This window comes from Agromyces sp. NPDC057865 (assembly GCF_042796995.1).
Classification (GTDB): Bacteria; Actinomycetota; Actinomycetes; order Actinomycetales; family Microbacteriaceae; genus Agromyces.
Genome location: NZ_JBHVMJ010000001.1, coordinates 1,376,223 through 1,397,681 on the forward strand (window position 1 = coordinate 1,376,223; position 21,459 = coordinate 1,397,681).

The 21,459-nt window shown below is 71.8% G+C and carries 18 protein-coding genes; 12 read left to right on the forward strand and 6 right to left on the reverse strand.

What is annotated here, in order from left to right; genetic code table 11:
- Positions 1 to 13: 13 nt before the first annotated feature.
- Positions 14 to 547 carry a TetR/AcrR family transcriptional regulator gene (locus tag ACFVN5_RS06570; protein ID WP_376954027.1) on the reverse strand — a complete coding sequence of 178 codons (534 nt, stop codon included), beginning with the start codon at positions 545 to 547 and terminating at the stop codon, positions 14 to 16.
- A 66-nt stretch (positions 548 to 613) separates the two neighbouring features.
- Here ACFVN5_RS06570 and ACFVN5_RS06575 point away from each other — a divergent pair, with 66 nt between their 5' ends.
- Both ACFVN5_RS06575 and ACFVN5_RS06580 read left to right on the forward strand, forming a co-directional pair.
- Positions 614 to 1,708, forward strand: a complete 1,095-nt coding sequence (locus ACFVN5_RS06575) for an FAD-dependent monooxygenase (RefSeq protein WP_376954029.1) — start codon at positions 614 to 616, stop codon at positions 1,706 to 1,708.
- A 50-nt stretch (positions 1,709 to 1,758) separates the two neighbouring features.
- Positions 1,759 to 2,703, forward strand: a complete 945-nt coding sequence (locus tag ACFVN5_RS06580) for an L-lactate dehydrogenase (protein WP_376954030.1) — start codon at positions 1,759 to 1,761, stop codon at positions 2,701 to 2,703.
- A 127-nt stretch (positions 2,704 to 2,830) separates the two neighbouring features.
- Here the strand turns inward: ACFVN5_RS06580 and ACFVN5_RS06585 are convergent, their stop codons facing one another.
- Entirely contained in the window at positions 2,831 to 3,634 is an 804-nt protein-coding gene (locus ACFVN5_RS06585; RefSeq protein WP_376954031.1) for a Bax inhibitor-1/YccA family protein, read from the reverse strand.
- A gap of 156 nt (positions 3,635 to 3,790) precedes the next feature.
- Here ACFVN5_RS06585 and ACFVN5_RS06590 point away from each other — a divergent pair, with 156 nt between their 5' ends.
- Complete coding sequence (locus ACFVN5_RS06590) at positions 3,791 to 4,825, forward strand: glycerophosphodiester phosphodiesterase family protein (protein WP_376954032.1); 1,035 nt, start codon at positions 3,791 to 3,793, stop codon at positions 4,823 to 4,825.
- Positions 4,826 to 4,929: 104 nt separating this feature from the next.
- On the opposite strand, the gene ACFVN5_RS06595 is transcribed toward ACFVN5_RS06590, so the two are convergent.
- Positions 4,930 to 5,868 carry a hypothetical protein gene (locus ACFVN5_RS06595; RefSeq protein ID WP_376954034.1) on the reverse strand — a complete coding sequence of 313 codons (939 nt, stop codon included), beginning with the start codon at positions 5,866 to 5,868 and terminating at the stop codon, positions 4,930 to 4,932.
- Positions 5,869 to 6,072: 204 nt separating this feature from the next.
- On the opposite strand from ACFVN5_RS06595, the gene ACFVN5_RS06600 reads away from it, so the two are divergent.
- The 4 genes from ACFVN5_RS06600 (at position 6,073) to ACFVN5_RS06615 (ending at position 11,467) form a co-directional block, all read left to right on the forward strand.
- Complete coding sequence (locus ACFVN5_RS06600; protein WP_376954035.1) at positions 6,073 to 8,565, forward strand: ATP-dependent helicase; 2,493 nt, start codon at positions 6,073 to 6,075, stop codon at positions 8,563 to 8,565.
- Between the two features lie 81 nt (positions 8,566 to 8,646).
- Positions 8,647 to 10,062 (forward strand): ferric reductase-like transmembrane domain-containing protein, encoded by a 1,416-nt coding sequence (locus ACFVN5_RS06605; RefSeq protein WP_376954036.1) that lies wholly within the window; start codon positions 8,647 to 8,649, stop codon positions 10,060 to 10,062.
- On the forward strand, positions 10,059 to 10,628 hold the full coding sequence (locus ACFVN5_RS06610) for an FMN-binding protein (protein ID WP_376954038.1): 570 nt from the start codon (positions 10,059 to 10,061) through the stop codon (positions 10,626 to 10,628). The genes ACFVN5_RS06605 and ACFVN5_RS06610 overlap by 4 nt, the downstream gene beginning before the upstream one ends.
- On the forward strand, positions 10,628 to 11,467 hold the full coding sequence (locus ACFVN5_RS06615) for an FAD:protein FMN transferase (protein WP_376954039.1): 840 nt from the start codon (positions 10,628 to 10,630) through the stop codon (positions 11,465 to 11,467). Before ACFVN5_RS06610 ends, ACFVN5_RS06615 begins: the two co-directional genes overlap by 1 nt.
- Here ACFVN5_RS06615 and ACFVN5_RS06620 read toward each other — a convergent pair.
- Positions 11,400 to 12,272 (reverse strand): DUF72 domain-containing protein, encoded by an 873-nt coding sequence (locus ACFVN5_RS06620; protein WP_376954041.1) that lies wholly within the window; start codon positions 12,270 to 12,272, stop codon positions 11,400 to 11,402. The genes ACFVN5_RS06615 and ACFVN5_RS06620 overlap by 68 nt on opposite strands.
- A gap of 2 nt (positions 12,273 to 12,274) precedes the next feature.
- The gene (locus ACFVN5_RS06625; protein ID WP_376954042.1) at positions 12,275 to 12,994 is read right to left on the reverse strand and encodes a VIT family protein; all 720 of its coding nucleotides are present in this window, start codon (positions 12,992 to 12,994) and stop codon (positions 12,275 to 12,277) included.
- A gap of 316 nt (positions 12,995 to 13,310) precedes the next feature.
- Here ACFVN5_RS06625 and sucC point away from each other — a divergent pair, with 316 nt between their 5' ends.
- Both sucC and sucD read left to right on the forward strand, forming a co-directional pair.
- Positions 13,311 to 14,477 carry an ADP-forming succinate--CoA ligase subunit beta gene (sucC, locus tag ACFVN5_RS06630; RefSeq protein WP_376954043.1) on the forward strand — a complete coding sequence of 389 codons (1,167 nt, stop codon included), beginning with the start codon at positions 13,311 to 13,313 and terminating at the stop codon, positions 14,475 to 14,477.
- Positions 14,478 to 14,491: 14 nt separating this feature from the next.
- Positions 14,492 to 15,400 carry a succinate--CoA ligase subunit alpha gene (gene sucD, locus ACFVN5_RS06635; protein WP_376954045.1) on the forward strand — a complete coding sequence of 303 codons (909 nt, stop codon included), beginning with the start codon at positions 14,492 to 14,494 and terminating at the stop codon, positions 15,398 to 15,400.
- A gap of 113 nt (positions 15,401 to 15,513) precedes the next feature.
- Here the strand turns inward: sucD and ACFVN5_RS06640 are convergent, their stop codons facing one another.
- Positions 15,514 to 17,520 (reverse strand): hemagglutinin, encoded by a 2,007-nt coding sequence (locus tag ACFVN5_RS06640; RefSeq protein ID WP_376954047.1) that lies wholly within the window; start codon positions 17,518 to 17,520, stop codon positions 15,514 to 15,516.
- A 388-nt stretch (positions 17,521 to 17,908) separates the two neighbouring features.
- Here ACFVN5_RS06640 and ACFVN5_RS06645 point away from each other — a divergent pair, with 388 nt between their 5' ends.
- From ACFVN5_RS06645 to ACFVN5_RS06655, 3 genes are all read left to right on the forward strand, one after another.
- Complete coding sequence (locus ACFVN5_RS06645; protein WP_376954048.1) at positions 17,909 to 18,469, forward strand: hypothetical protein; 561 nt, start codon at positions 17,909 to 17,911, stop codon at positions 18,467 to 18,469.
- A 130-nt stretch (positions 18,470 to 18,599) separates the two neighbouring features.
- Entirely contained in the window at positions 18,600 to 20,093 is a 1,494-nt protein-coding gene (locus ACFVN5_RS06650; RefSeq protein WP_376954049.1) for a hypothetical protein, read from the forward strand.
- A 31-nt stretch (positions 20,094 to 20,124) separates the two neighbouring features.
- Positions 20,125 to 21,417: a DUF6350 family protein gene (locus ACFVN5_RS06655; RefSeq protein WP_376954051.1), complete on the forward strand. Its 1,293-nt coding sequence runs from the start codon at positions 20,125 to 20,127 to the stop codon at positions 21,415 to 21,417.
- The last annotated feature ends 42 nt before the right edge of the window (positions 21,418 to 21,459 follow it).

The following is a 21,459-nucleotide window of genomic DNA, read 5'->3' on the forward strand; positions in this document are numbered from 1 at the left end:
AGTCGAGCGCGGCTCAGTCCAGCAACCGGCGGATGGCGCGACGGTGCGACGCGACGTCTACGGGCTCGTCGTGCCGGGCCGTGAGCTGGTGCAGCAGCACGCCGTCGGAGTAGTCCGCGAGCCAGCGCGACCGCTCCTCGGCGTCGTCGATCCCGGCCGCCTCGACCATGGCGCGGGCCACGCCCATGAAGCGGCGATGCCCGCCCACGACCGTCTCGGGATCCGTGAGCGAGAGGACGAACCGCGCCCGCGTGAGGTCGGCCTGCTCCGCCACGAACGCGGCGAGGTAGGTCGCGAGGCGATCGGCGAGCGCACCGGCGTCGGCCGGGGGCGGTGCGTCGGCGCCGGCCGACCAGAGCTCGAGGTCGCGCTGCTCCAGGCGATCGACCGCTGCGGCGACGAGCGCGGCACGCGTGCGGAAGTAGTTCGAGGTCGTGCCCGCCGGCGAACCGGATGCCGCGTCGACGGCGCGGTGCGTCAGCCCCTTCATGCCGTGCGCGGCGACCACGTCGAGGGCGGCATCGGCGACGAGCGTCCGGCGATCCATGCCGCGAGTGTATCGGATTCGACTACAGAAGTAGTGGAACTACTATTTTTGTAGTAACCTCCGCGTATGACCAGTCCGACTCGCATCCGCATCCTCGGCGGCGGCATCGCCGGCCTCGCCCTCGCGGCCTCGCTCGACCCCGAGCGATTCGACGTGACGCTCGTCGAGCAGCGCGGCGACCTGCCCGACGTCCGCACGATCCTGGCCATGTGGCCCGAGGCGGTCGACGCGCTCGAACGCCTCGGCGTGGCCGACCGGCTGCGCAGCATCAGCTCGTCGATCGACCGCTTCCCGCTCCGCAGCAGCACTGGGCGCAGCTGGTCGGAGCTCACGACCCCCGTCGGCGTCCTCGTCGCCCGCGACGACCTGCTCGCCGCCCTCGATTCGGCCGTCCCGGCATCCGTCGACCGCATCACCGAACGCGTCGATCGGATCGAGACCGAGCCGGGGGAGCTCGTCGTCGGTGCCGACGGCGTGCACAGCACCGTGCGGCGGTCGGGCTGGGGCGGTCGGGCGGATGCCGCGCTGACGCCGTTCCTGGCGGTGCGCGGCGTGCTGCCCGAGTTCCCGGCGGCCGAGGCGATGGGCGAGTACTGGGGTCGGGGACGCCTCTACGGCGTCGGACCGCACCGCTCGGGCACCAACTGGTACGCCTCCTTCCGCACCGATCTCGGGCCCCGCCACGTCGACGTCGCCGCCGCGCTCGAGCTCGCGCGCGAGGGCATCGACGATTTGGCGCCGGGCCTCGCCGGGGTCCTCGCTGCGGCCACTCCCGAGACCTCGCTCGCCCAGCGCATCTGGACGACGCCGCGACTCCGCTCCTACGTGCGCGGCCGGCTCGTGCTCGTGGGCGACGCGGCGCATGCCATGACGCCCAACCTCGGCCGCGGCGGCTGCGAGGCGCTGGTCGACGCCGTGACGCTGGGGCGGCTCCTCGGCGAGCTGCCCGTCGACCAGGCGCTCGTCGCGTACGACCGGGAACGCGTCCGCCCGTCGCAACGGCTGCGCGCGGCATCCGCTGCCCTCATGCACGTCGCGCTCGCCGAACGCACCCAGCCGGCGCGCGACGGGCTGCTCGGTGTCGTCAGCCGCGTCGCGGCTCGACGGGCGCGACGAACGCGACAGGATGCCGCGGGGCCGTCGGCCGCCGTTCCGAGCTGAGCGTCGCGACGAACCGGCGCGCGACCCCGCCCCACTGGCAGGATGGGCGCATGGGAGTCGTCGAGAACTCGAAGCTCACGGTCGTCGGCGCGGGCAGCGTGGGCGCCAGCCTGGCGTACGCCGCGCTGATCCGCGGCTCGGCGAGCGAGATCGCGCTCTACGACATCGCGGCCGAGAAGGTCGAGGCCGAGGTGCTCGACCTCGCCCACGGCACGCAGTTCACCGACGCGCGCGTGACCGGCGGCACCGACCTCGCCGTGGTCGAGGGATCGCACGTCGTCGTGGTGACGGCGGGGGCGAAGCAGCATCCGGGGCAGTCGCGGCTCGAGCTCGCCGACACGAACGTCCGCATCCTCGAGGGCCTGCTGCCGGCGCTGCAGCAGCGGGCGCCCGACGCGATCTTCCTGCTCGTGACGAACCCGGTCGACGTGCTGACGGTCGTGGCGCAGCGGATCACCGGCCTGCCGCCGAACCGCGTCTTCGGATCGGGCACCGTGCTCGACACGTCGCGCCTGCGGTGGCTCCTCGCCCGTCGCGCGGGCGTCGCGACCTCGAGCGTGCACGCCGACATCGTGGGCGAGCACGGCGACACCGAGTTCCCGCTGTGGTCGAACGCCCGCATCGGCCCGGTGCCGATCCTGGACTGGCGCGGCGGCGATCCGTTCACGCTCGGGCAGCTCGACGAGATCGCGCACGAGGTGCGCAACGCCGCCTACACGGTCATCCGCGGCAAGGGTGCGACGAACTCCGCGATCGGCCTCGCCGGGGCGCGCATCGTCGAGGCGATCCTCGACGACGAGCACGCGGTGCTGCCCGTGAGCACCGTGCTCGACGGTCAGCACGGGATCGAGGGCATCGCGCTGTCGGTGCCCTGCCTCGTCGGCGGCGACGGGGCGTTCCCGCTCGAGGGCGTGCCGTTCTCGTCCGACGAGGAGGGGCTGCTGCGGGCGTCGGCGGATGCGATCCGCGCGTCGGTGGAGTCGCTCGGGCGCTGACCCGTCGGGTGCGGCGTCGTCGCGGCATCCGCTCGACTGCGGCGCCGCGCCGTGGCATCCGCTCGGTGCACCCGGAAACGCGGAACGGCCGCCCCGAGGGGCGGCCGTCCGTGTGTCGATGCTGTCGCTAGTTCCGCGCGATGGCGAGGAAGCGCAGGATCTCGAGGTAGAGCCAGATGACGGTGACCATGATGCCGAAGGCGCCGGTCCAGCCGTACTTCTTGTGGGCGCGGTTGCGCACGCCGCGCTGGATCATGTCGAAGTCGAGCACGAGCGAGTACGCGCCCATCAGGATGACGAGCACGCCGATGATCAGGCCGAGCGGGATGCCGGCGATCTCGACGCCGCGGAGGCCCCACGGGTCCTGGTTCACGCCGGTCCACATGAGGATGACGTTCACGAGCGAGAACACGACGTAGCCGAGCAGCGCCACCATGAAGATCTTCGTCGCCCGCTTCGAGGCGCGGACCTTGCCGGTCGCGAACAGCGCGAGCGTCACGCCCACGACGGCCAGTGTGCCGATGACCGCCTGCGCGACGATGCCCGACCACTGGGACTCGAACATGAGCGAGATGCCGCCCAGGAACACGCCCTGCGCCGCGGCGTACGCGAGGATGAGGGCCGGCGAGGGCTCCTTCTTGAAGATGTTGACGAGCGCCAGCGCGAAGCCGACGAGCGACGCGACCCAGAACACCCAGGGCGCGGCCGGCGTGATCGTCCAGCCGACTGCGGCGAAGACGACGAGCACGCCGAACGAGGCCGCCGTCTTGGCGATGGTGTTCTCGACGGTGATGACCTCGCGGTCGGGGAGCGTCGCGGGCTGGTTGTACATCTCCTGGAGCTGCTGCGCCGACACGTCTTGTGCGACGGCATTGGCTCCCTGCGATGAGAAGGCGGAATTCCGCGAGAACGCGGGATTGTCGAGAGCCATGGGGTTCCTCTGCTTTCGGCTTTCGTCGGTGCGGGGGACGGGCATCGGATGCGGCATCCGCGCCATGCACCAATCTACCCGTCGTAGCAGTGATAACGCCCAGAGTTCTGCGCGGATTCCCGCGGTTGCGCGCGTCGCCGCCGCTACGCTGGGCCCATGCTGCACGACTCCGGCGCGCGCCCCCTCGTGATCGGGCACCGCGGCGCGTCGGGGTACCGCCCCGAGCACACCCGCTCGGCGTACGAGCTGGCGTTCGCGCTCGGCGCCGACGCGGTGGAGCCCGACATCGTGTCGACGCGCGACGGCGTGCTGGTGCTGCGGCACGAGAACGAGATCTCGGGCACGACGGATGTCGCGACGCGGCCCGAGTTCGCCGCGAAGCGAACCACGCGCGACGTCGACGGCAAGCCGCTCACGGGCTGGTTCACCGAGGACTTCACCTGGGCGGAGCTGTCGACGCTCCGCGCCCGCGAGCGGCTCGGCGCCCTCCGCCAGGCGAGCGCGAGCTTCGACGACCGCTACCCGGTGATCCGGTTGCGCGACCTGTTCGCGCTCATCGACACGGCCGCCGACGAGCAGCGGCGGCTCATCCGCATGGTCGCGGAGTTCAAGCACGCGTCCCACTTCGCGGCGCTCGGCCTGCCGCTCGACGAGCTCTTCGCCGCCGAGCTCGACGACGCGGGCTGGGGACGTGGTGACGAGCGGCTGGTCATGGAGTCGTTCGAGCTCGACGTGCTCGACCGGCTCGGGGCTCGCGGCATCCGTGGACCGAGGGTCTTCCTCGTGGAGGCGACCGGGGCGCCCGTCGACGTCGCGCTCGCGCAGGGCCGCAGCGCGTCGAGCTACGACCACTTCATGACCGAGGCCGGGCTGCTCGGCCTCGCCGGACGGGTCGACGGCGTGAGCGTCGGCAAGGCGCGGCTCGTCGGCCCGTGGAAGAAGGCCTCGCCGCTCACCGGTTCCGACCTCGTCGATGCCGCGCACTCGGCGGGGCTCGTCGTGTACACGTGGACGCTGCGGCCCGAGAACCGCTTCCTCGCCCCGGGATTCCGCCGCGGGTCGGCGCGATCGGCGTTCGGCGACTGGCTGGGGGAGTTCCGCGAGGTGATCGGCACCGGCGTCGACGGGATCTTCGTCGACCACCCCGACCTCGGCGTCGAGGCGCGGCGCGCGGCATCCGGCGTGCGCTGAGGCGGCGCCGCGCCGGCTGCCGGGCCGGCTGCGGAGTCGCCGAGTCACGACTTTCGGTCGCCTGTGTCACACGGATGCGACGAGAACACGTGACTCGATGGCCGTCACGGTCGCCAGCCACGCGACCTGAGGGCCGAGTCGAGCCAGTCGAGCGTCGCGGCATCCGTGGTGCCCTTGTGGATGCGGACCACGAGCCAGCCGTCGCGCGCGAGATCGTTCAGCCGGTCGACGTCGCGGATGGCCTGGCGGTCGTCGGTGCGATGGTGCACACCGTCGTACTCGAGGATCACGCGGTAGCGACGGAAGACGAGGTCGCCGTGCGTGAGCGCACCGGTGGACAGCCGGATGGGACCGTTGAGCTCGGGCTCGGGATACCCGGCCGGGGCACGGAGGACGAGCAGTCGAAGCCCCGTCTCGCGCGGCGAAGCGGATCGGGGCCGCAGCTCGTTGCGAGCTTCACGCAACGAGCGGATGCCGCGTGCCGACCCGAAGCGCTCGAGCGCCCCGTCGATCTCGCCGGCGCTCGCCAGCGGAGACGGCCAGCCGAGGAGCCGGTCGCCCGCCTGGATGAGCTCGTCCAGCGTGAGGCGACGAGTCCTCGACGGGTCGTCCGCCGCCGTCGGCAACCTCACGGCCGCGAGCTCGCACCACGCGTCGCTCGGGGCCACCACGGGAAGGCCCAGGTGGAAGCGGATGTCGCGGATCGCGGTGATCCGGTGCCCGATGACGCCGCGACGCGTCGGCTCGCGGCCGGCGGTGCTCACGTGCAGGCGTGGGTCCGTCCGCAGGCCCCGGGGGAGCGGTAACCCCCAGAGCCGGGCCGCGGTCGTGTGGCTGAAGTACTGGCCGGGCGCCATCACCGTGTCGAGCGCCGAGCACCGGGCGACGAGGTCCGCGGGGGGCGTGCTCGATCGCATCCCGCGGAACGGCGCGTGCAGGTCGGTCGCCCGGAGCCGGCGCGGGGTGATGCCGAGCTGCTCAGCCTCGGAGACGCGGAAGGGCGCCATGCGGAGCAGGTCGGGGAGCGGGCGCGCACGCGGCATCCGTCGACTGTGGCAGCCGGCGGGCTCGCGGGCCGCGAGCTGTCCACATTTCGGATCACAGGGGCATCGACTCACGAGTTCCGGTCGCCCGCGCGATCTGGATGCGACGAGAACTCGTGACTCGGCGCAGAGAACTGGGCGCGGCGGCGCGAAGCGCCCGCCGCAGGGCCGGCTGTCGGATGCCGCGCCTAGACTTGACGGGACATGACGCTGATCCTCGACCCCGACGACCCGGCCGGCTGGCGCGAGGCGCCGCCCGCGTCCGCCGCACCGCCCGCCGCCGCTCCGACCGGCACCGTGCCCTCCGCCGGCGACCGCCTCCTCGACGGGCTCAATCCCGAGCAGCGGGAGGCCGTCGAGTACCGCGGGCAGGCGCTGCTCATCGTCGCAGGCGCGGGCTCGGGCAAGACGCGCGTGCTCACGCACCGCATCGCGAGCCTCATCCAGAGCCGGGAGGCCTGGCCGAGCCAGATCCTCGCGATCACCTTCACGAACAAGGCCGCCGCCGAGATGCGCGAGCGCGTCGAGGCGCTGCTCGGCGAGGCTGCCGGCGGCATGTGGATCTCGACGTTCCACTCGGCGTGCGTGCGCATCCTGCGCCGCGAGGCCGAGTCGCTCGGGCTCTCGTCGACGTTCACGATCTACGACTCCGCTGACACCCGCACCGTGCTGAAGCGCATCATCAAGGAGCTCGACGCCGACACGATGGGCTTCACGCCCGCGAGCGCTCAGGCGAAGATCTCGCGGCTGAAGAACGAGCTCGCCGACGTCGAGACGTACGCGCGCAATGCCAACACGAACGACCCCAACGAGGTCATGTTCGTCGAGATCTTCCGGCAGTACACGCGTCGCCTGCGCGACGCGAGCGCCCTCGACTTCGACGACCTCATCGCCGAGACCGTCTACCTGTTCCGCGCGTTCCCGAAGGTCGCGTCGCTCTACCAGCGTCGGTTCCGGCACATCCTCGTCGACGAGTACCAGGACACGAACCACGCCCAGTACTCGCTCATCCGCGAGCTCACCCAGCCGGTCCCGGCCGACCGGGTGCACGAGATGGAGGGCCATGGCGTGAACGTGGCCGCATTGACGGATGCCTCGGGCGGCATCCCCGGCGCCAGCCTCACGGTCGTCGGCGACTCCGACCAGTCGATCTACGCCTTCCGCGGCGCGGACATCCGCAACATCGTGGAGTTCGAGCGCGACTTCCCCGGAGCGAAGGTGGTGCTGCTCGAGCAGAACTACCGGTCGACGCAGAACATCCTCTCGGCCGCCAACGCCGTCATCTCGAACAACTTCGACCGGAAGGACAAGAAGCTGTGGACGGCCGTCGGCGACGGCGAGCTCATCACCGGCTACACCGGTTACACGGCGCACGACGAGGCGCAGTTCGTCGCCGACGAGATCGAGTCGCTGCACCGCGCCGGCATCGCGTACCGCGACATCGCCGTCTTCTACCGCACCAACGCGCAGACGCGTGCACTCGAGGAGATCTTCGTGCGGTCGGCCCTGCCGTACCGCGTCGTCGGTGGCACGAAGTTCTACGAGCGCGCCGAGATCAAGGACGCGATGGCGTACCTCATCTCGGTGGCGAACCCGGTCGACGAGCTCGCGCTCCGCCGCATCCTGAACACGCCCAAGCGGGGCATCGGCCCGGCCACCGAGACCGCGCTCGCGAGCTTCGCGGAGCAGAACGGCATCTCGTTCCGCGAGGCGATGCGCAACGCCGATGCGCTCGGCCTCGGCCCGAAGGTCACCGGCGCGATCCTCGGGCTGGCCCGCGTGCTCGACGAGGCTGCCGCGATGCTCGTGCCGTCGTCGCGCGCCGTCGCCGAGGGCACCAACGAGGGTGCCTCCTCGGTCTCCGACGTGCTCGTGTTCCTGCTCGAGAGCTCGGGCCTCATCGACGCACTCCGCAACAGCCGAGACCCGCAAGACGAGACGCGGGCCGAGAACGTCGAGGAACTCGTGGCCCAGACCCGCGACTTCGACCGCGAGAATCCGGGCGCGACGCTCGTCGACTTCCTCACCCAGGTGTCGCTCGTGGCGGCGGCCGACGAGATCGACGACGCATCGGGCACCGTCTCGCTCATGACGCTCCACACCGCGAAGGGCCTCGAGTACCACGCGGTGTTCCTCACCGGACTCGAGGAGGGCCTGCTGCCGCACCAGATGTCGGCATCCGAGCCCGGTGGTCCCGCCGAGGAGCGCCGCCTGTTCTACGTCGGCATCACGCGGGCCCGCAAGCGTCTCTTCCTCTCGCTCGCGATGAGCCGCGCCCAGTTCGGCGAGGTCGCGGTGGCGATGCCGTCGCGCTACCTGCAGGAGATCCCCGAGGGGCTCATCGACTGGCGGCAGTCGCCGGGCATGGCCACGTCCCGCGGCGGCACCCAGCCGCGCGCGCTGAACGCCCGCCGCCCAGGTGGCGCCTGGGGCACGCGCGACCGCGACCTCGAGAAGTTCAGCGTGCTGAAGAGCGCCGCGCCCAAGGCCGAGTGGGCGAACCGGGTCACCGGCACCGTGCGCGACAACGGCGACCTCACGCTCGAGGCGGGCGATCGCATCCGGCACGTCGACTTCGGCGACGGTCGAGTGACCCAGGTCACCGGCGAGGGCACCAAGCGCATCGCGCACGTCGCCTTCGACACCGCTGGACAGAAGAAGCTCCTCATCAAGATCGCGCCCATCGAGAAGCTCTAGGGCTCGAGCGGATGCCGCGTTCCCAGCCGGCCCACAGGCGACCCATCGCTCGGCGATAGGGTCCGCCCGCACGATGGCGTCATGGCATTCCTCCTCCACGACGCCCGGCACCTCGAGCGGCCCGCCCGCTCGATGGCCGGACCCGAGCGGGAGCGTGCTCGCCGGCGGCTGTGGCGGAGCGACCTGCTCGCCGCCGGCGCGGTGGCATCCGCGGCGGTGGCGGTCGGACTGTTCCTCGCCGAGGGCGGGGCGAACCGGTTCGGCGACGTCGGCTCGGCACTGACCTCGCTCGGGATCATTGCGGGCCTCGTCGCGACCGACCTCGTGCTCGTGATGCTGCTCCTCGCGGCGCGGGTGCCGCTCATCGAACGCGCCGTCGGCCACGACGCCGCGATGGCGTTGCACGGCCGACTCGGGAAACCGGTCGTGTACCTCCTCGTGGCGCATGGCGTGCTGCTGCTCACGGGCTATGCCGTGGCCGACGGTGTCGACCTCGTCGCCGAGGCGGTGGCGATCTGGTCGCTGCCCGACCTGCCACTCGCGCTGCTGGGGTTCGGCCTCTTCGCGCTCGTCGTCGTTACCTCGCTCGTCGCGGTGCGCCGCCGCCTGCGGTACGAGACGTGGCACCTCGTGCACCTGCTCGCGTACGCGGCCGTGCTCGCCGCGCTGCCGCACCAGTTCAGCGTCGGCGGGCTCTTCGCCGAGGGCACGTGGCAGTACTGGTACTGGCTCGCCGTCACCTGGGGCACGCTCGGCGCCGTGGTCGTCTTCCGGCTCCTCGTGCCGCTCGCCGCGACGCTCCGTCACCGCCTGGTGGTCGAGGCCGTCGAGCCGATCGGCACGAGCGGCCAGGCCGTCTCCGTCACGATGCGGGGCGCGGACCTCGAGCGCCTGCGCGCCACGGGAGGGCAGTTCCTCGTCTGGCGGTTCCTCGCTCGCGGGCAGTGGTGGCAGGCGCATCCGTACTCGCTGTCGGCCGCACCGCGCGGCGGCAGGCTGCGCATCACCGTGCGTGCGCTCGGGGCGGGATCCGCGAGCCTCGCGGGCATCCGGCCCGGCACGCGCGTCGCGATCGAGGGTCCGTACGGCATCTTCAGCGAGGCGGCGCGCAGCCGGTCGCGCATCGCGTTCGTCGCGGCCGGCATCGGCATCACGCCCGTGCGGTCGCTGCTCGAGACGGCGACGTTCCGTCCGGGCGAGGCGACGGTCGTCGTCCGCACGCCCGAGCCCGCTGCCGGGTGGCTGCTCGACGAGCTCGGCGAGCTCTGCGCGGCGCGCGGCGCGACCCTCATCACGGTCCCGGGTCCACGCGGGCGGGGCTGGCTGACGGATGCCGCGGAGCACGAGGGCCTCTCGCTGGCGGCGTTCGTGCCGCGGCTCGACGACACCGACCTGTACGTCTGCGGACCGCGCGACTGGGCGGAGCGCGTCATCGCCGAGGCCCGCGCGGCGGGAATGGCCCCCGAGCAGGTCCATCACGAGAGGTTCGACTGGTGAGACGACGAGCGGTGATCCTGGCCTCCGCCGCCTCGGCGACGGCGATCCTCGGCGGCTGGCAGCTCGGGCTGCTGGGCACGCCCTCGGCGCCGGTCGCCGAGACGACGACGCAGACCGTCGGCGGGTCGAGTGGCGGCGCCGGTGGCAGCGGCAGCTCCGGCAGCGGCACCGGCGGCTCCGGGTCGACGGATGCCGCGACCTCTGCCCCGTCGACCGGCTCGGGGACCGACGCGAGCTCGGGCACGTCGACCGACTCGGGCACGTCGGGCGCTGCCGCCGCGGCCTCCGCCGACGGCACCTACTCGGGATCCTCGGTCGGCACGCGCTTCGGCGACGTGCAGGTGCAGGTCACGATCTCGGGGGGCGCGATCACCGACGTGACGGCCCTCCACCTCACCGATCACGACGGCCGCTCGGTGTCGATCAGCAACCGGGCGGAGCCGATCCTGCGCGACGAGGTGCTGCAGGCGCAGTCGTCCTCCGTCTCGCTCGTGAGCGGCGCCACGTACACGAGCGCGGCCTACCTGCAGTCGCTGCAGGCCGCGCTCGACGCGGCGGGCTTCTGATGGGCGCGCGGCCGACGGTCGAGCTCGCTGGCGGCACGTTCCACGCGATGGGCACGGTCGTCAGCGTCCGGGTGGGCGTGCAGCCGGGCGACGACACGGATGCCGCGGCCGCCGTTGCGGCGGTCGACGCCGTCTTCCGCCGGTGGGAGGCGCACTGCAGCCTGTTCGACCCGGCCTCGGAGCTCAGTCGGATCGGACGCGGCGAACTCGCGCTGCCCGAGGCCGGCGCGGACGTGCGCGACGCCTATGCCCTCGCGCTCGAGTGGCGTACGCGCACCGACGGCGCCTTCACGCCGCATCGCGGCGACGGGGTGATCGACCTGGATGGGGTGGTGAAGGCGCTCGCGATCGCCGAGGCGGGCGAGTTGCTCGCGCACGGCGGGTCTCCGCGGTGGGCGATCGATGCGGGCGGCGACGTGTTCGTGTCGCCGACGACCGCCGACGACGAATGGTCGGTCGGGATCGTGGACCCGGCCGATCGCGCGGCGCTGCTCGGCGGCATCCGCCTGGGTGCACGACGGCGCGCGGTCGCCACGTCGGGAAACGCCGAGCGCGGCGACCACATCTGGACCCGGCCGGGCGAGGGGCCGACCCCGTTCGTGCAGGTGAGCGTGGCGGCTGACGACATCGTCAGGGCCGACGTCATCGCGACGGCGATCGTGTCGGGCGGCCGCTCGAGCCTCGACGCGTGCGCCGACCGGTTCGACGTCGACGTGCTGGCCGTGGAGCACGACGGCTCGCTGCTCGCCACGCCGGGCTGGCCGCGAGCGGTCAGTGCTCCGGCGGCTCCGTGGCAGGCGACTCCGGCAGGCCCGCCGGCCGCGGGAGCCGCGCGATGAGCGCCATCGCGTCGAACGGCGCCCGCACCTTGATGTCGTTGTCGAAGTAGAGGAACGCGTCGCGACCCGAGTCGAGGTGCGCCCGGGTCCAGGTCGCCCAACGGTCGAGCGATGCGTCGTCGTACCCCGAGGCGTAGAGCTCCTCCTCGCCGTGCAGCCGCGCGTACGCGAAGTCGGCGGTCGTGCGGTCGATGCGCGGGTAGCGGCCCGCGGTGTCGGCGGTGACCGAGGCCACGCCGTGCCGGGCGAGCAGGTCGGCCCACTCCTCCTGCCGGTCCTCGAACTCCGGATGCCGCACCTCCACGGCATGGCGCAGCGGCCGGTCGACGATCGCCGCGGCGTCGAACCACGACTTCCCCTCCATCCGCTCGTCGTGCCCGGCCGCGAGCGCCGCGGCATCCGTCGTCGTTCGCGGCAGCAGGCCGAGGAAGCGGTCGGCGACCTCGGGATCGAACCCGAGGTTCGGCGGCAGCTGCCAGAGCACCGGACCGAGCTTCGACCCGAGCGCCAGCACGCCCGACGCGAAGAAGTTCGCGAGCGGCGCCCGGATGTCGCCGAGCCGCTTGATGTGCGTGATGAAGCGCGGGCCCTTCACCGCGAAGACGAAGCCGTCGGGTGTCGCGTCGCGCCAGCGCACCCAGTTCGCGGGCTTCTGCAGGGAGTAGAACGAGCCGTTCACCTCGATCGAGGTCATCCGCTCGGAGGCGTAGGCGAGCTCGTCGGCCTGGCGGAGGCCCGTCGGGTAGAAGCTCCGGCGCCAGTTCGGATAGAGCCAGCCCGAGATGCCGATGCGCGCCTCGGCCATGGCTACACGGCGGTCCCGAGGAGTGCGCCGATGACCCAGGTGACGACGAGTGCGAGCGCGCCGCCGACGACCACGCGCAGCACCGCGCGACCGCGAGGGCTCCCGCCGATCCACGCCGACAGCCAGCCCGTGATGGCGAGCGCGACGATGACCGCGACGAACGTCGTGGCGACGCGCCACTCGGGCGGCGGCAGGAGGATCGCGAGCATCGGCAGCACCGCGCCGACGAGAAACGACAACGCCGATGCCCAGGCCGCGTGCCACGGGTTCACGACGTCGTCCTGCGAGATGTGCAGCTCGGTCTCGAGGTGGGCGGCCAGCGCATCGTGCGCCGTGAGCTCGACGGCGACGCGCTCGGCCGTCTCGGCCGAGAGGCCCTTCGTGCGGTAGAGCGCGGTGAGCTCGGCCAGCTCCTGGGCGGGCATCGTCTCGAGCTCCCAGCGCTCCTTCGCGATCAGGGCGCGCTCGGTGTCGCGCTGGCTCGACACCGACACGTATTCGCCGAGCCCCATCGAGATGGCGCCGGCGAGCACCGCCGCGACGCCCGCGATGAGGATCGCGGCGAGGTCGGTGGTGGCGGCCGCGACGCCGACCACGAGCGCGGCGACCGAGACGATGCCGTCGTTCGCGCCGAGCACGCCCGCCCGCAGCCAGTTGAGCTTCGCGTGCACCGATCCGTCGTGGGGATCGGTGCGATGGATCGGTTCCACTGGGTCGACCATGCGGCCAGTCTCGCAGCGGGCCGGGGCACCCGCCAGCATGGCGAGCCTGTCTTCACCTGCGCTCGCCGCGGCATCCGCTTGCCCTCGCGGCCGTCGGATGCCGCCGCCGCACGTGCTCGCCGGCTGTCGTGCCTGCCCGCGCGCATGTCCGGGACCCCGGACATCCCGGTTCGGACGCCCCACGACGGGGGAGTACCATGGTCGTCGGCCCGCTATCTCGATATCGAGAGAATTCTCGATGTCGAGACAACATCCGGCCGGGCCTCTCATCCCACCATCCCTGCGCGATCACGCGCGGACCGATTGGAAGCAGAGCGTGGATCTTTACGAGTACCAGGCCAGAGACCTCTTCGAGAAGTACGGAGTGCCGGTGCTCGCCGGCATCGTCGCGGACACCCCCGAGGACGTGCGCAAGGCCGCCGAACAGCTCGGCGGCGTCGTCGTGGTCAAGGCCCAGGTGAAGACGGGCGGCCGTGGAAAGGCGGGCGGCGTCAAGGTCGCCAAGACCCCCGACGAGGCGGAGGAGGCCGCGAAGGCGATCCTCGGGCTCGACATCAAGGGCCACGTCGTCAAGCGCGTCATGGTCGCCGCCGGCGCGAAGATCGCCAAGGAGTTCTACTTCTCGGTGCTCCTCGACCGCGCCAACCGCTCGTACCTCTCGCTCACGAGCGTCGAGGGCGGCATGGAGATCGAGCAGCTCGCCGTCGAGAAGCCCGAGGCGCTCGCGCGCGTCGAGGTCGACCCCGGCACCGGCATCACTCCGACCAAGGCCCGCGAGATCGCCGAGGCCGCGAACTTCCCGGCCGAGCTGGTCGACAAGGTCGCCGACGTCTTCGTCAAGCTGTACGACGTGTACGACAGCGAGGACGCGACGCTCGTCGAGGTCAACCCGCTCATCCTCGACGAGGACGGCAACATCATCGCCCTCGACGGGAAGGTCACGCTCGACGAGAACGCCGAGTTCCGCCACGCCGGACACGCGCTGCTCGAGGACAAGGCCGCGGCCGACCCGCTCGAGGCGAAGGCCAAGGAGCTCGACCTCAACTACGTCAAGCTCGACGGCGAAGTCGGCATCATCGGCAACGGCGCGGGCCTCGTCATGTCCACGCTCGACGTGGTCGCCTACGCCGGCGAGAACCACGGCGGCGTGAAGCCCGCCAACTTCCTCGACATCGGCGGCGGCGCGTCGGCCGAGGTCATGGCCAACGGACTCTCGATCATCCTCGGCGACCCGCAGGTCAAGTCCGTGTTCGTGAACGTCTTCGGCGGCATCACCGCGTGCGACCAGGTCGCCAAGGGCATCGTCGGCGCGCTCGCCGAGCTCGGCTCCAGCGCGAACAAGCCGCTCGTCGTGCGCCTCGACGGCAACAACGTGGTCGAGGGCCGTCGCATCCTCGAGGAGGCGGCGCACCCGCTCGTCACCCTCGCCGACAACATGGACCAGGGCGCCGACAAGGCCGCCGAGCTGGCGAACGCGCAGTAAGGGATTCGAGACAAATGACGATCTTCCTCAACAAGGACAACAAGGTCATCGTCCAGGGCATCACCGGCGGCGAGGGCTCGAAGCACACCGCGCGCATGCTCGCGGCGGGCACCCAGGTGGTCGGCGGCGTGAACGCCCGCAAGGCCGGCACCACCGTGCTGCACAAGGACCAGGACGGTCACGACGTCGAGCTCCCCGTCTTCGCGTCGGTGACCGAGGCCATCGAGGCGACCGGAGCCGACGTCTCGATCGCGTTCGTGCCCCCGGCCTTCACGAAGGACGCCGTGATCGAGGCGATCGACGCCGAGATCCCGCTCCTCGTCATCATCACCGAGGGCGTGCCCGTGCAGGACTCGGCCGAGTTCTGGGCCTACGCCAAGGAGCAGGGCGACAAGACCCGCATCATCGGCCCGAACTGCCCCGGCATCATCAGCCCCGGAGAGGCCCTCGTCGGCATCACCCCGGCGAACATCACCGGCAAGGGCCCGATCGGCCTCGTCTCGAAGTCGGGCACGCTCACGTACCAGATGATGTACGAGCTGCGCGACCTCGGCTTCTCGACCGCCATCGGCATCGGCGGCGACCCGATCATCGGCACCACGCACATCGACGCGCTCGCCGCGTTCGAGGCCGACCCCGAGACGAAGGCGATCGTCATGATCGGCGAGATCGGCGGCGACGCCGAGGAGCGCGCGGCCGACTTCATCAAGGCCAACGTGACCAAGCCCGTCGTGGGCTACGTCGCCGGCTTCACGGCGCCCGAGGGCAAGACCATGGGCCACGCCGGCGCCATCGTGTCCGGCTCGGCCGGCACCGCGCAGGCGAAGAAGGAGGCCCTCGAGGCCGCCGGCGTCAAGGTCGGCAAGACGCCGTCCGAGACCGCGCAGCTGCTCCGCGAGGTGTACACGGCGCTCGGCGCGTAGCGCTCCGCGAAACGCGTGGAAGGGCCCCGTCGGCGATGCCGGCGGGGCCCTTCGTCTGCCATGTGCGGGCTCGACGTCGATCCTCACGGGAGTGGGATCGGCATCTGCTCAGCTCACTGGCTGCTCACCGTCCCTCCGTTCGCGATGGTCAGCGCCGACGTCTCGTGGCAGCTGTTGCCGATGTCCCGCTGGGCGGGGTTCGTGCTGTCGTAGCTCACCTTCCATGAGAACGACCCGGACACCTGCACCGCCGTGGTGTTGGACGTGGACACGGTCTGCGGCGAGGCGCCCGCCACCGTCGCAGTCGTGCTGTAGATGGCGGTGCCGGAGCAGTCGTCAGTCGCGTACAGGGCGAACGCGACGGTTCCCGCCATGGCGCCGCCCGCGCTGGCCGAGACCGTCACCGAGTCGTTCGGCACCCACTTCTGCGCGCTCGACAGCGACGACGGCACCGTGGTGACCACCACATCCTCGTCGTTGTCGGTGCACGCGGCGTTGTGAGTGGTCCCGTTGGTGTTCGGCGAGCTTCCGCTGTACACGGCGACCCAGTGATAGGTGCCGGCCGCGGTGGGCGCGAACTGCGGAGCAGGCGAGTTGTACGTGTTGTTCCCGCTGACTGCCACGGTCGGCGACGTGTACGCCAGCGTCGTGCAGTTGTCAGGCCCGTACAGCTTGAAGGTGATGGTGCCGCCGGCCGCAGCCCCACCGGTGCCGGTCAGGTTGATGACCGGGTCGGCCGGCTGGGTGGCCGTTCCGCCGAGGGTGGCCGAGTCCGTCACCGCGTTGCCGAGGAGGACGTCCGCACCGGCGGTGGTCGCCAGGGTCGGAGTGACGGGGTTCACGGTGAAGCACTCCGACGCACTCGAGTCGCTGGACCCGGGGATGCCGTTGGCGGAGTCGCCGCTGAACACCGCGCGCCAGCAGTACCGGCCGGCGGACGTGACGTACGCCGTCGGCGACGAGACCGTCAACGGGTACGACGCACCCGTGAGGTTCGTCGACCCGACGCTCGTGCCGCCGGTGGTGCAGAGGCCCGGTGAGTCCACCTTGCAGAGGGAGAACGCCACCGAACCCGCCGGGGTCGCGGTTCCGCCGGTCAGGCTCACCACGGCGGAGTCCTTCACCGCCACGACGCCGGTGCCGATCGAGAGGCCGCCGGCGGGGATGTTGGCCCCCGCGCCGTCCTTGGGCGTGGTCACCGTGGTGGAGGTGCAGTTGCTGATCGGCGGTGTCGTCGCCAGGATCGTGTCCTTGTAGTCCGCGGTGTCGGAGTTGCCGGTCACCGTGCTCGGAATGGTGTTGGCGAAGGCGAGGCACGCGGTGGACCCTCCGAAGATGGTGTCCGTCAGGTTGACGGCGGCTTCACCGAAGAACCCGTCGGCACTGTAGGCGGCCTGCGACACCGTGGAGTTGAGTTGCTGCGGCGCGCCCAGGGTCAGGTTCGGCGCGGTGCCGCTCCAGATCCTGAGGAACAGGTCGAGACTGCCGCCCTGCTGATCCCAGAGGATCATGAAGTCGCCGGCTTTGCGGTTGGCCCACGGGTTGCAGTTGGCGACCAATTGGTCCGGGGTCGCCGTCTCGTAGGCGCAGGCGGTGGGCGCCTTGTTCTGCATGAACTCGTACGCGATGAAGCCGCTGCCGGTGTTCTTGTCACGCTCCCAGGCGAAGTACAGCCAGTCCTTGCCGGACTCCCGCTCGGTGTCGAGCCAGGCTCGGCGCAGGTCGACCTGGGCGTTCGGGTTGGTGTCGCCCAGCGTGGGCACGGCATCACTGTGGATGACGCCGATCTTCGTGGTGCTCGAGTTGAGCGGTCCGAGCTCCTTCACGTTGCCGAAGGGATCGGTGATCTCGGTCGTGCCGGGATCCGGCACGGTGCCGTCGATGCTGTACGGACCGTCCGCCGCGAGCGCCGGGCCCGCGACCAGGATCATCGCGACGGCAAGACAGCTCGCCGCGCCTGCGGCGACCACCCGACGCGTCCTCGTGGACTTCTCGGATGTTCGAACTCGGGTTGTGAAAGGCATCATCGCCTCCGGGTGTTCCCAGGTTCGTCCGGTTCGGGTGAGCCGGACGCTTCCCTCCCGGGCGGTGCGCATGGCAAAGCGACGGCGCGCGGGCACGCGTCGAGGTGATGTCGTTCGATGCCGGGCCGCGGGTGTCGTTCCGGCCGCATCGTTCCCCGGAGGGGAGTCTCACGTTCTGGCCGCAGGGTACACCCGCGGGGTACTGCCCGGGCAAGATCGGTGAGGAATGCTCACCCACCAAAACAGGGGACAGCAGGCGGAACGGAGCCCCGCAGAAGCACCTGCGGGGCTCCTCCCTCGGTGGCGGACGTTCGGGGGGTCGCATCCGTCACCTCGTCACTCGACGGATCGAGGCGACCTCTTCGATGAAGGTTCCCTCTCGGTCGCAGCGTAGCTCTGGACGAGGGAACCGGACACAAAAAATGAGCAATGCTCACCCACCAATTCAGGGGTCAATGGAGCCCCGCCGTGAGAGGGTGAGTGCATGGTCGAGTCGCAGTCGGATGCCGCGGGCCGCGCGCCCGCCGGCCGTGCCAGCGCCACGTCGAAGATGCTCGCGCACCCGTTCATGCGCACGACGTTCGCGACCGAGGAGTCCGTCTACGGCGTCATCCTCGTCTCGGGCATGATCGTGGTCGCCGGCGGCCATGGCGAGTCCTCATGGTCGGTGTTCTGGACGGTCCTCATCACGGTGATCGTGTTCTGGGCGGCCCACGTCTACGCCGGCACGGTGGCGCGGCACGGCCTCGACCACGAGCGCAACATCGGGCTTCGCGAAGCGTTCCGCATCTCGTTCCGGCGGTCCCTCGGCCTGCTCGCCTCGGCGCTCATCCCGTCGGTCATCCTGCTGCTCGGCGCCACGCGGGCGATTCCCGACCAGTACGCGATCTGGACTGCGCTCTGGGTCGGCGTGGGAGTGCTCGCCGTGCTCGGCTGGATCGCCTTCTCGCGACGTGGGTCCCCCTGGCCCATCCGCGTCGCAGGGGCGCTCGGCACGGCGTCGTTCGGCATCGCGATGATCGTGCTGAAGGCCTTCATCCACTGAGGGCCTCTCCGACGGATCCCGACGGAATCCCCTCGAACGGGGGAACCGGAATCCGCGCGAATCTCCTGACCGCGCGAGCCCTCGGAGCGATATCGTCATCCCAATGGGGAGGGGGCCCGAGATGGCCGACATGAGTACGAGTGAGCTCCAGGCGCGGGTCGCCGAGCTCGAGGCGGAGAACCGGGCGCTCCGGTCGGATGCCGATGCCGCCGCGGCCGCGCTGGGCGCGACACCGTCCGAGGAGCCGCCGGCGCGCCGGGGTCGAGGCCGGGGCCGCACGGCCGCGGCGATCGTGCTGGTCGTCATCGGCCTGCTCCTCGTGCCCGTCGCCGTGATCGCCGGCTGGGCGCGGCTCGAGTTGGTCGACACCGACCGGTTCGTCGCGACCTTCGCACCGCTGGCCGAGGACCCCGACGTGCAGGCGTACATCGCCGACGAGGTGACGGCGGCCATCGAGGAGCAGGTGGACATCCCGGCCCTCACCGCCGACCTCTTCGACGGGCTCAGGGAGCTGAACCTGCCGCCGCGCGCCGAGACGGCGCTCGGCCTGCTCGAGCAGCCGGCGACGCAGGGACTGCAGAACCTCGTCTCGGGCGTCGTCGACCGCATCGTCACCTCCGACGCGTTCGAGGACATCTGGGCGGCGGCGCTCCGCGCGTCGCACACGCAGTTCATCGCGGCGATGCAGGGCAGTTCCGACGCAGCGCTCGAGATCGGCAGCGGCGGCACGCTCTCGGTGCAGCTCGGTCCGATCGTCGCGGCGGTGAAGCAGCGCCTCGAAGACCAGGGCGTCGGCTTCGCGTCCGCGATCCCCGACATCGACCGGAGCATCGTCGTCGCGCAGAACGACGCGTTCACGCTCGTGCAGACCGTGTACGCGCTCGCGGTCGCGGCCGGCACGTGGATCCCGTGGATCTGCCTGCTCCTCCTCGTGGCGGGCGTGCTCATCGCGAAGAACCGGCCGAAGGCGCTCGTGTGGACGGCCGGCGGCTTCGCCCTGAGCATGGGCCTGCTCGCCGCGGGGGTCGGCGTCGGCCGCCTCTACTTCGTGGGGGCGGTGAGTCCGTCGATCATGCCGAGGGATGCCGCGGAGTCGCTCTTCGACGGACTGGTCGAGCTCATGATCTCGACCATCCTCGCCCTCTTCGTGCTGGCGCTGCTCGTCGCCGTGATCGCCTGGTTCTCGGGGCCCTGGCGTCCGGCCCGCGCAGCACGCGACTTCGCCGGCTCGGGCTTCTCGGCCGTGCGGCGCTCCGCCGCGAAGCGCGGCATCACGACGGGCGCGTTCGGCGTCGCGCTCGACCGCTGGCGCGGCGTGGCCTACCTGCTGATCGCGCTCATCGCGGCGGCCGTGGTGTGGTTCAACCGCCCGGTGACCCTCGGCGTCGTGTTCTGGACGCTGGTGCTCGCGCTCGTCGTGCTGCTCATCGTCGAACTCCTGCGCCGCCCGGCCGACGAGGTCGCGGCCGAGGAGGCGGAGGCGGCCCTGGCCGGGGACGTCGAAGCCGAGGCGGCATCCGACGACGCGGACACGCTCGTGCTCGCCGATGCCGTCGTGGTCGACACGGGGGAGTCGACGCGACCGCCGGCGAGTCCGTCAGATCCCGCACGTCGCACCGACTGAGCCCGGCGGGCCGGGTTAGGCTCGCCGAGGAATGAGACGCACGACGATCGCCCTGCTGGCTGCCCTCGAGGCATCCGTCGCGGCGCTCATCGGACTCGGCATCGTGCTCGTGCCGCTCATGCTGCTGTGGGCGATGCACTTCGAGCTCGCCGTCGATGCGGGCGTGTTCCTGCGCACGTCGGCCGACGTCTGGCTGCTCGGCCACGGCGTCAACCTCGTGGTGCAGCTCGACCCGGTCACGGCCGGGCGCATCCCCGTCCCGGGCGCCGGCGACCCGTTCCCGATCACGATCGCGCTGCTCGGGTTCGCCCTCATCACCGTGGCCTTCGGGCGCCGCATCGGGCGCCGCTCGGCGGCGGGCGGTCACTCGTTCAGCGGCGGAGTCGCCGCCGTCGTCGTCTTCGTCGCGGTCGGCGTCGGGCTTGCGCTGCTCGCGGCCGACGAAGCCGCCCGCGCCGACGTCTGGCAGGCGGCGTGGCTCCCGGCGGCGATCGTGGCGCTCGGCGTCGTGATCGGCGCGGTCGGCGAGGTGCTGCGCACGTCGGGCACGACGGATGCCGCGACCGGGCTCGTGCGCCGGGCGCTCGCCGTGGTGCCCGCCGGCCTCGTGGCGGGCGGCCGCGCGGCCGTGCGGATCGGCGCGGGCGCGGTCTTCGGCGTGCTCGGGATCTCGGCCGTCCTCGTCGCCGTGCTCATCGCGCTCGACTACGCGACGATCGCGGGACTGTACCAAGCGCTCGGCGCCGGCGTCGACGGCGGGATCGCGCTGACCGTTGCGGAGCTCGCGCTCCTGCCGAACCTCGTGATCTGGGCGGCGGCGTGGCTGCTCGGGCCGGGCTTCGCGATCGGCACCGGGACACTGGTGTCTCCCGGCGGCACGCTGCTCGGCCCGGTGCCCGGCATCCCCGTTCTGGGGGCGCTGCCGACGGATGCCCCGGCGCTCGGCGCCCTCTGGCTCATCGTGCCCGTGCTGTTCGGCTTCGTCGGCGGGTGGCTCGTGGGCCGCGGCGAGGACCCCGACCGCGACGTGCCGCGCGCCGCCGGATGGTGGGCGCCGCTCGCGGTCGCCGTCGCGGCATCCGTCGTCGCCGGCGTCGTCATGGGCCTGCTCGCGTGGTGGTCGGGCGGGGCGGCCGGACCGGGTCGACTCGCGGACGTCGGCCCCATGCCGCTGCCCGTGGCCGGCGTCGCCGCGGCGACCGTCGGGATCGGCGCGCTCGTCGGGACCTATGCCGCCCGGTTCCGCGGCCGACGCGACGAATTCGACGAGCGCGGCGACGTCGAACCGCGGCCGAGCGCACTGGCCGACCTCGTCGACCACTGACCGCGAGGGCGTGCCCGCAGCCGCGGCATCCGAGCGACGGAT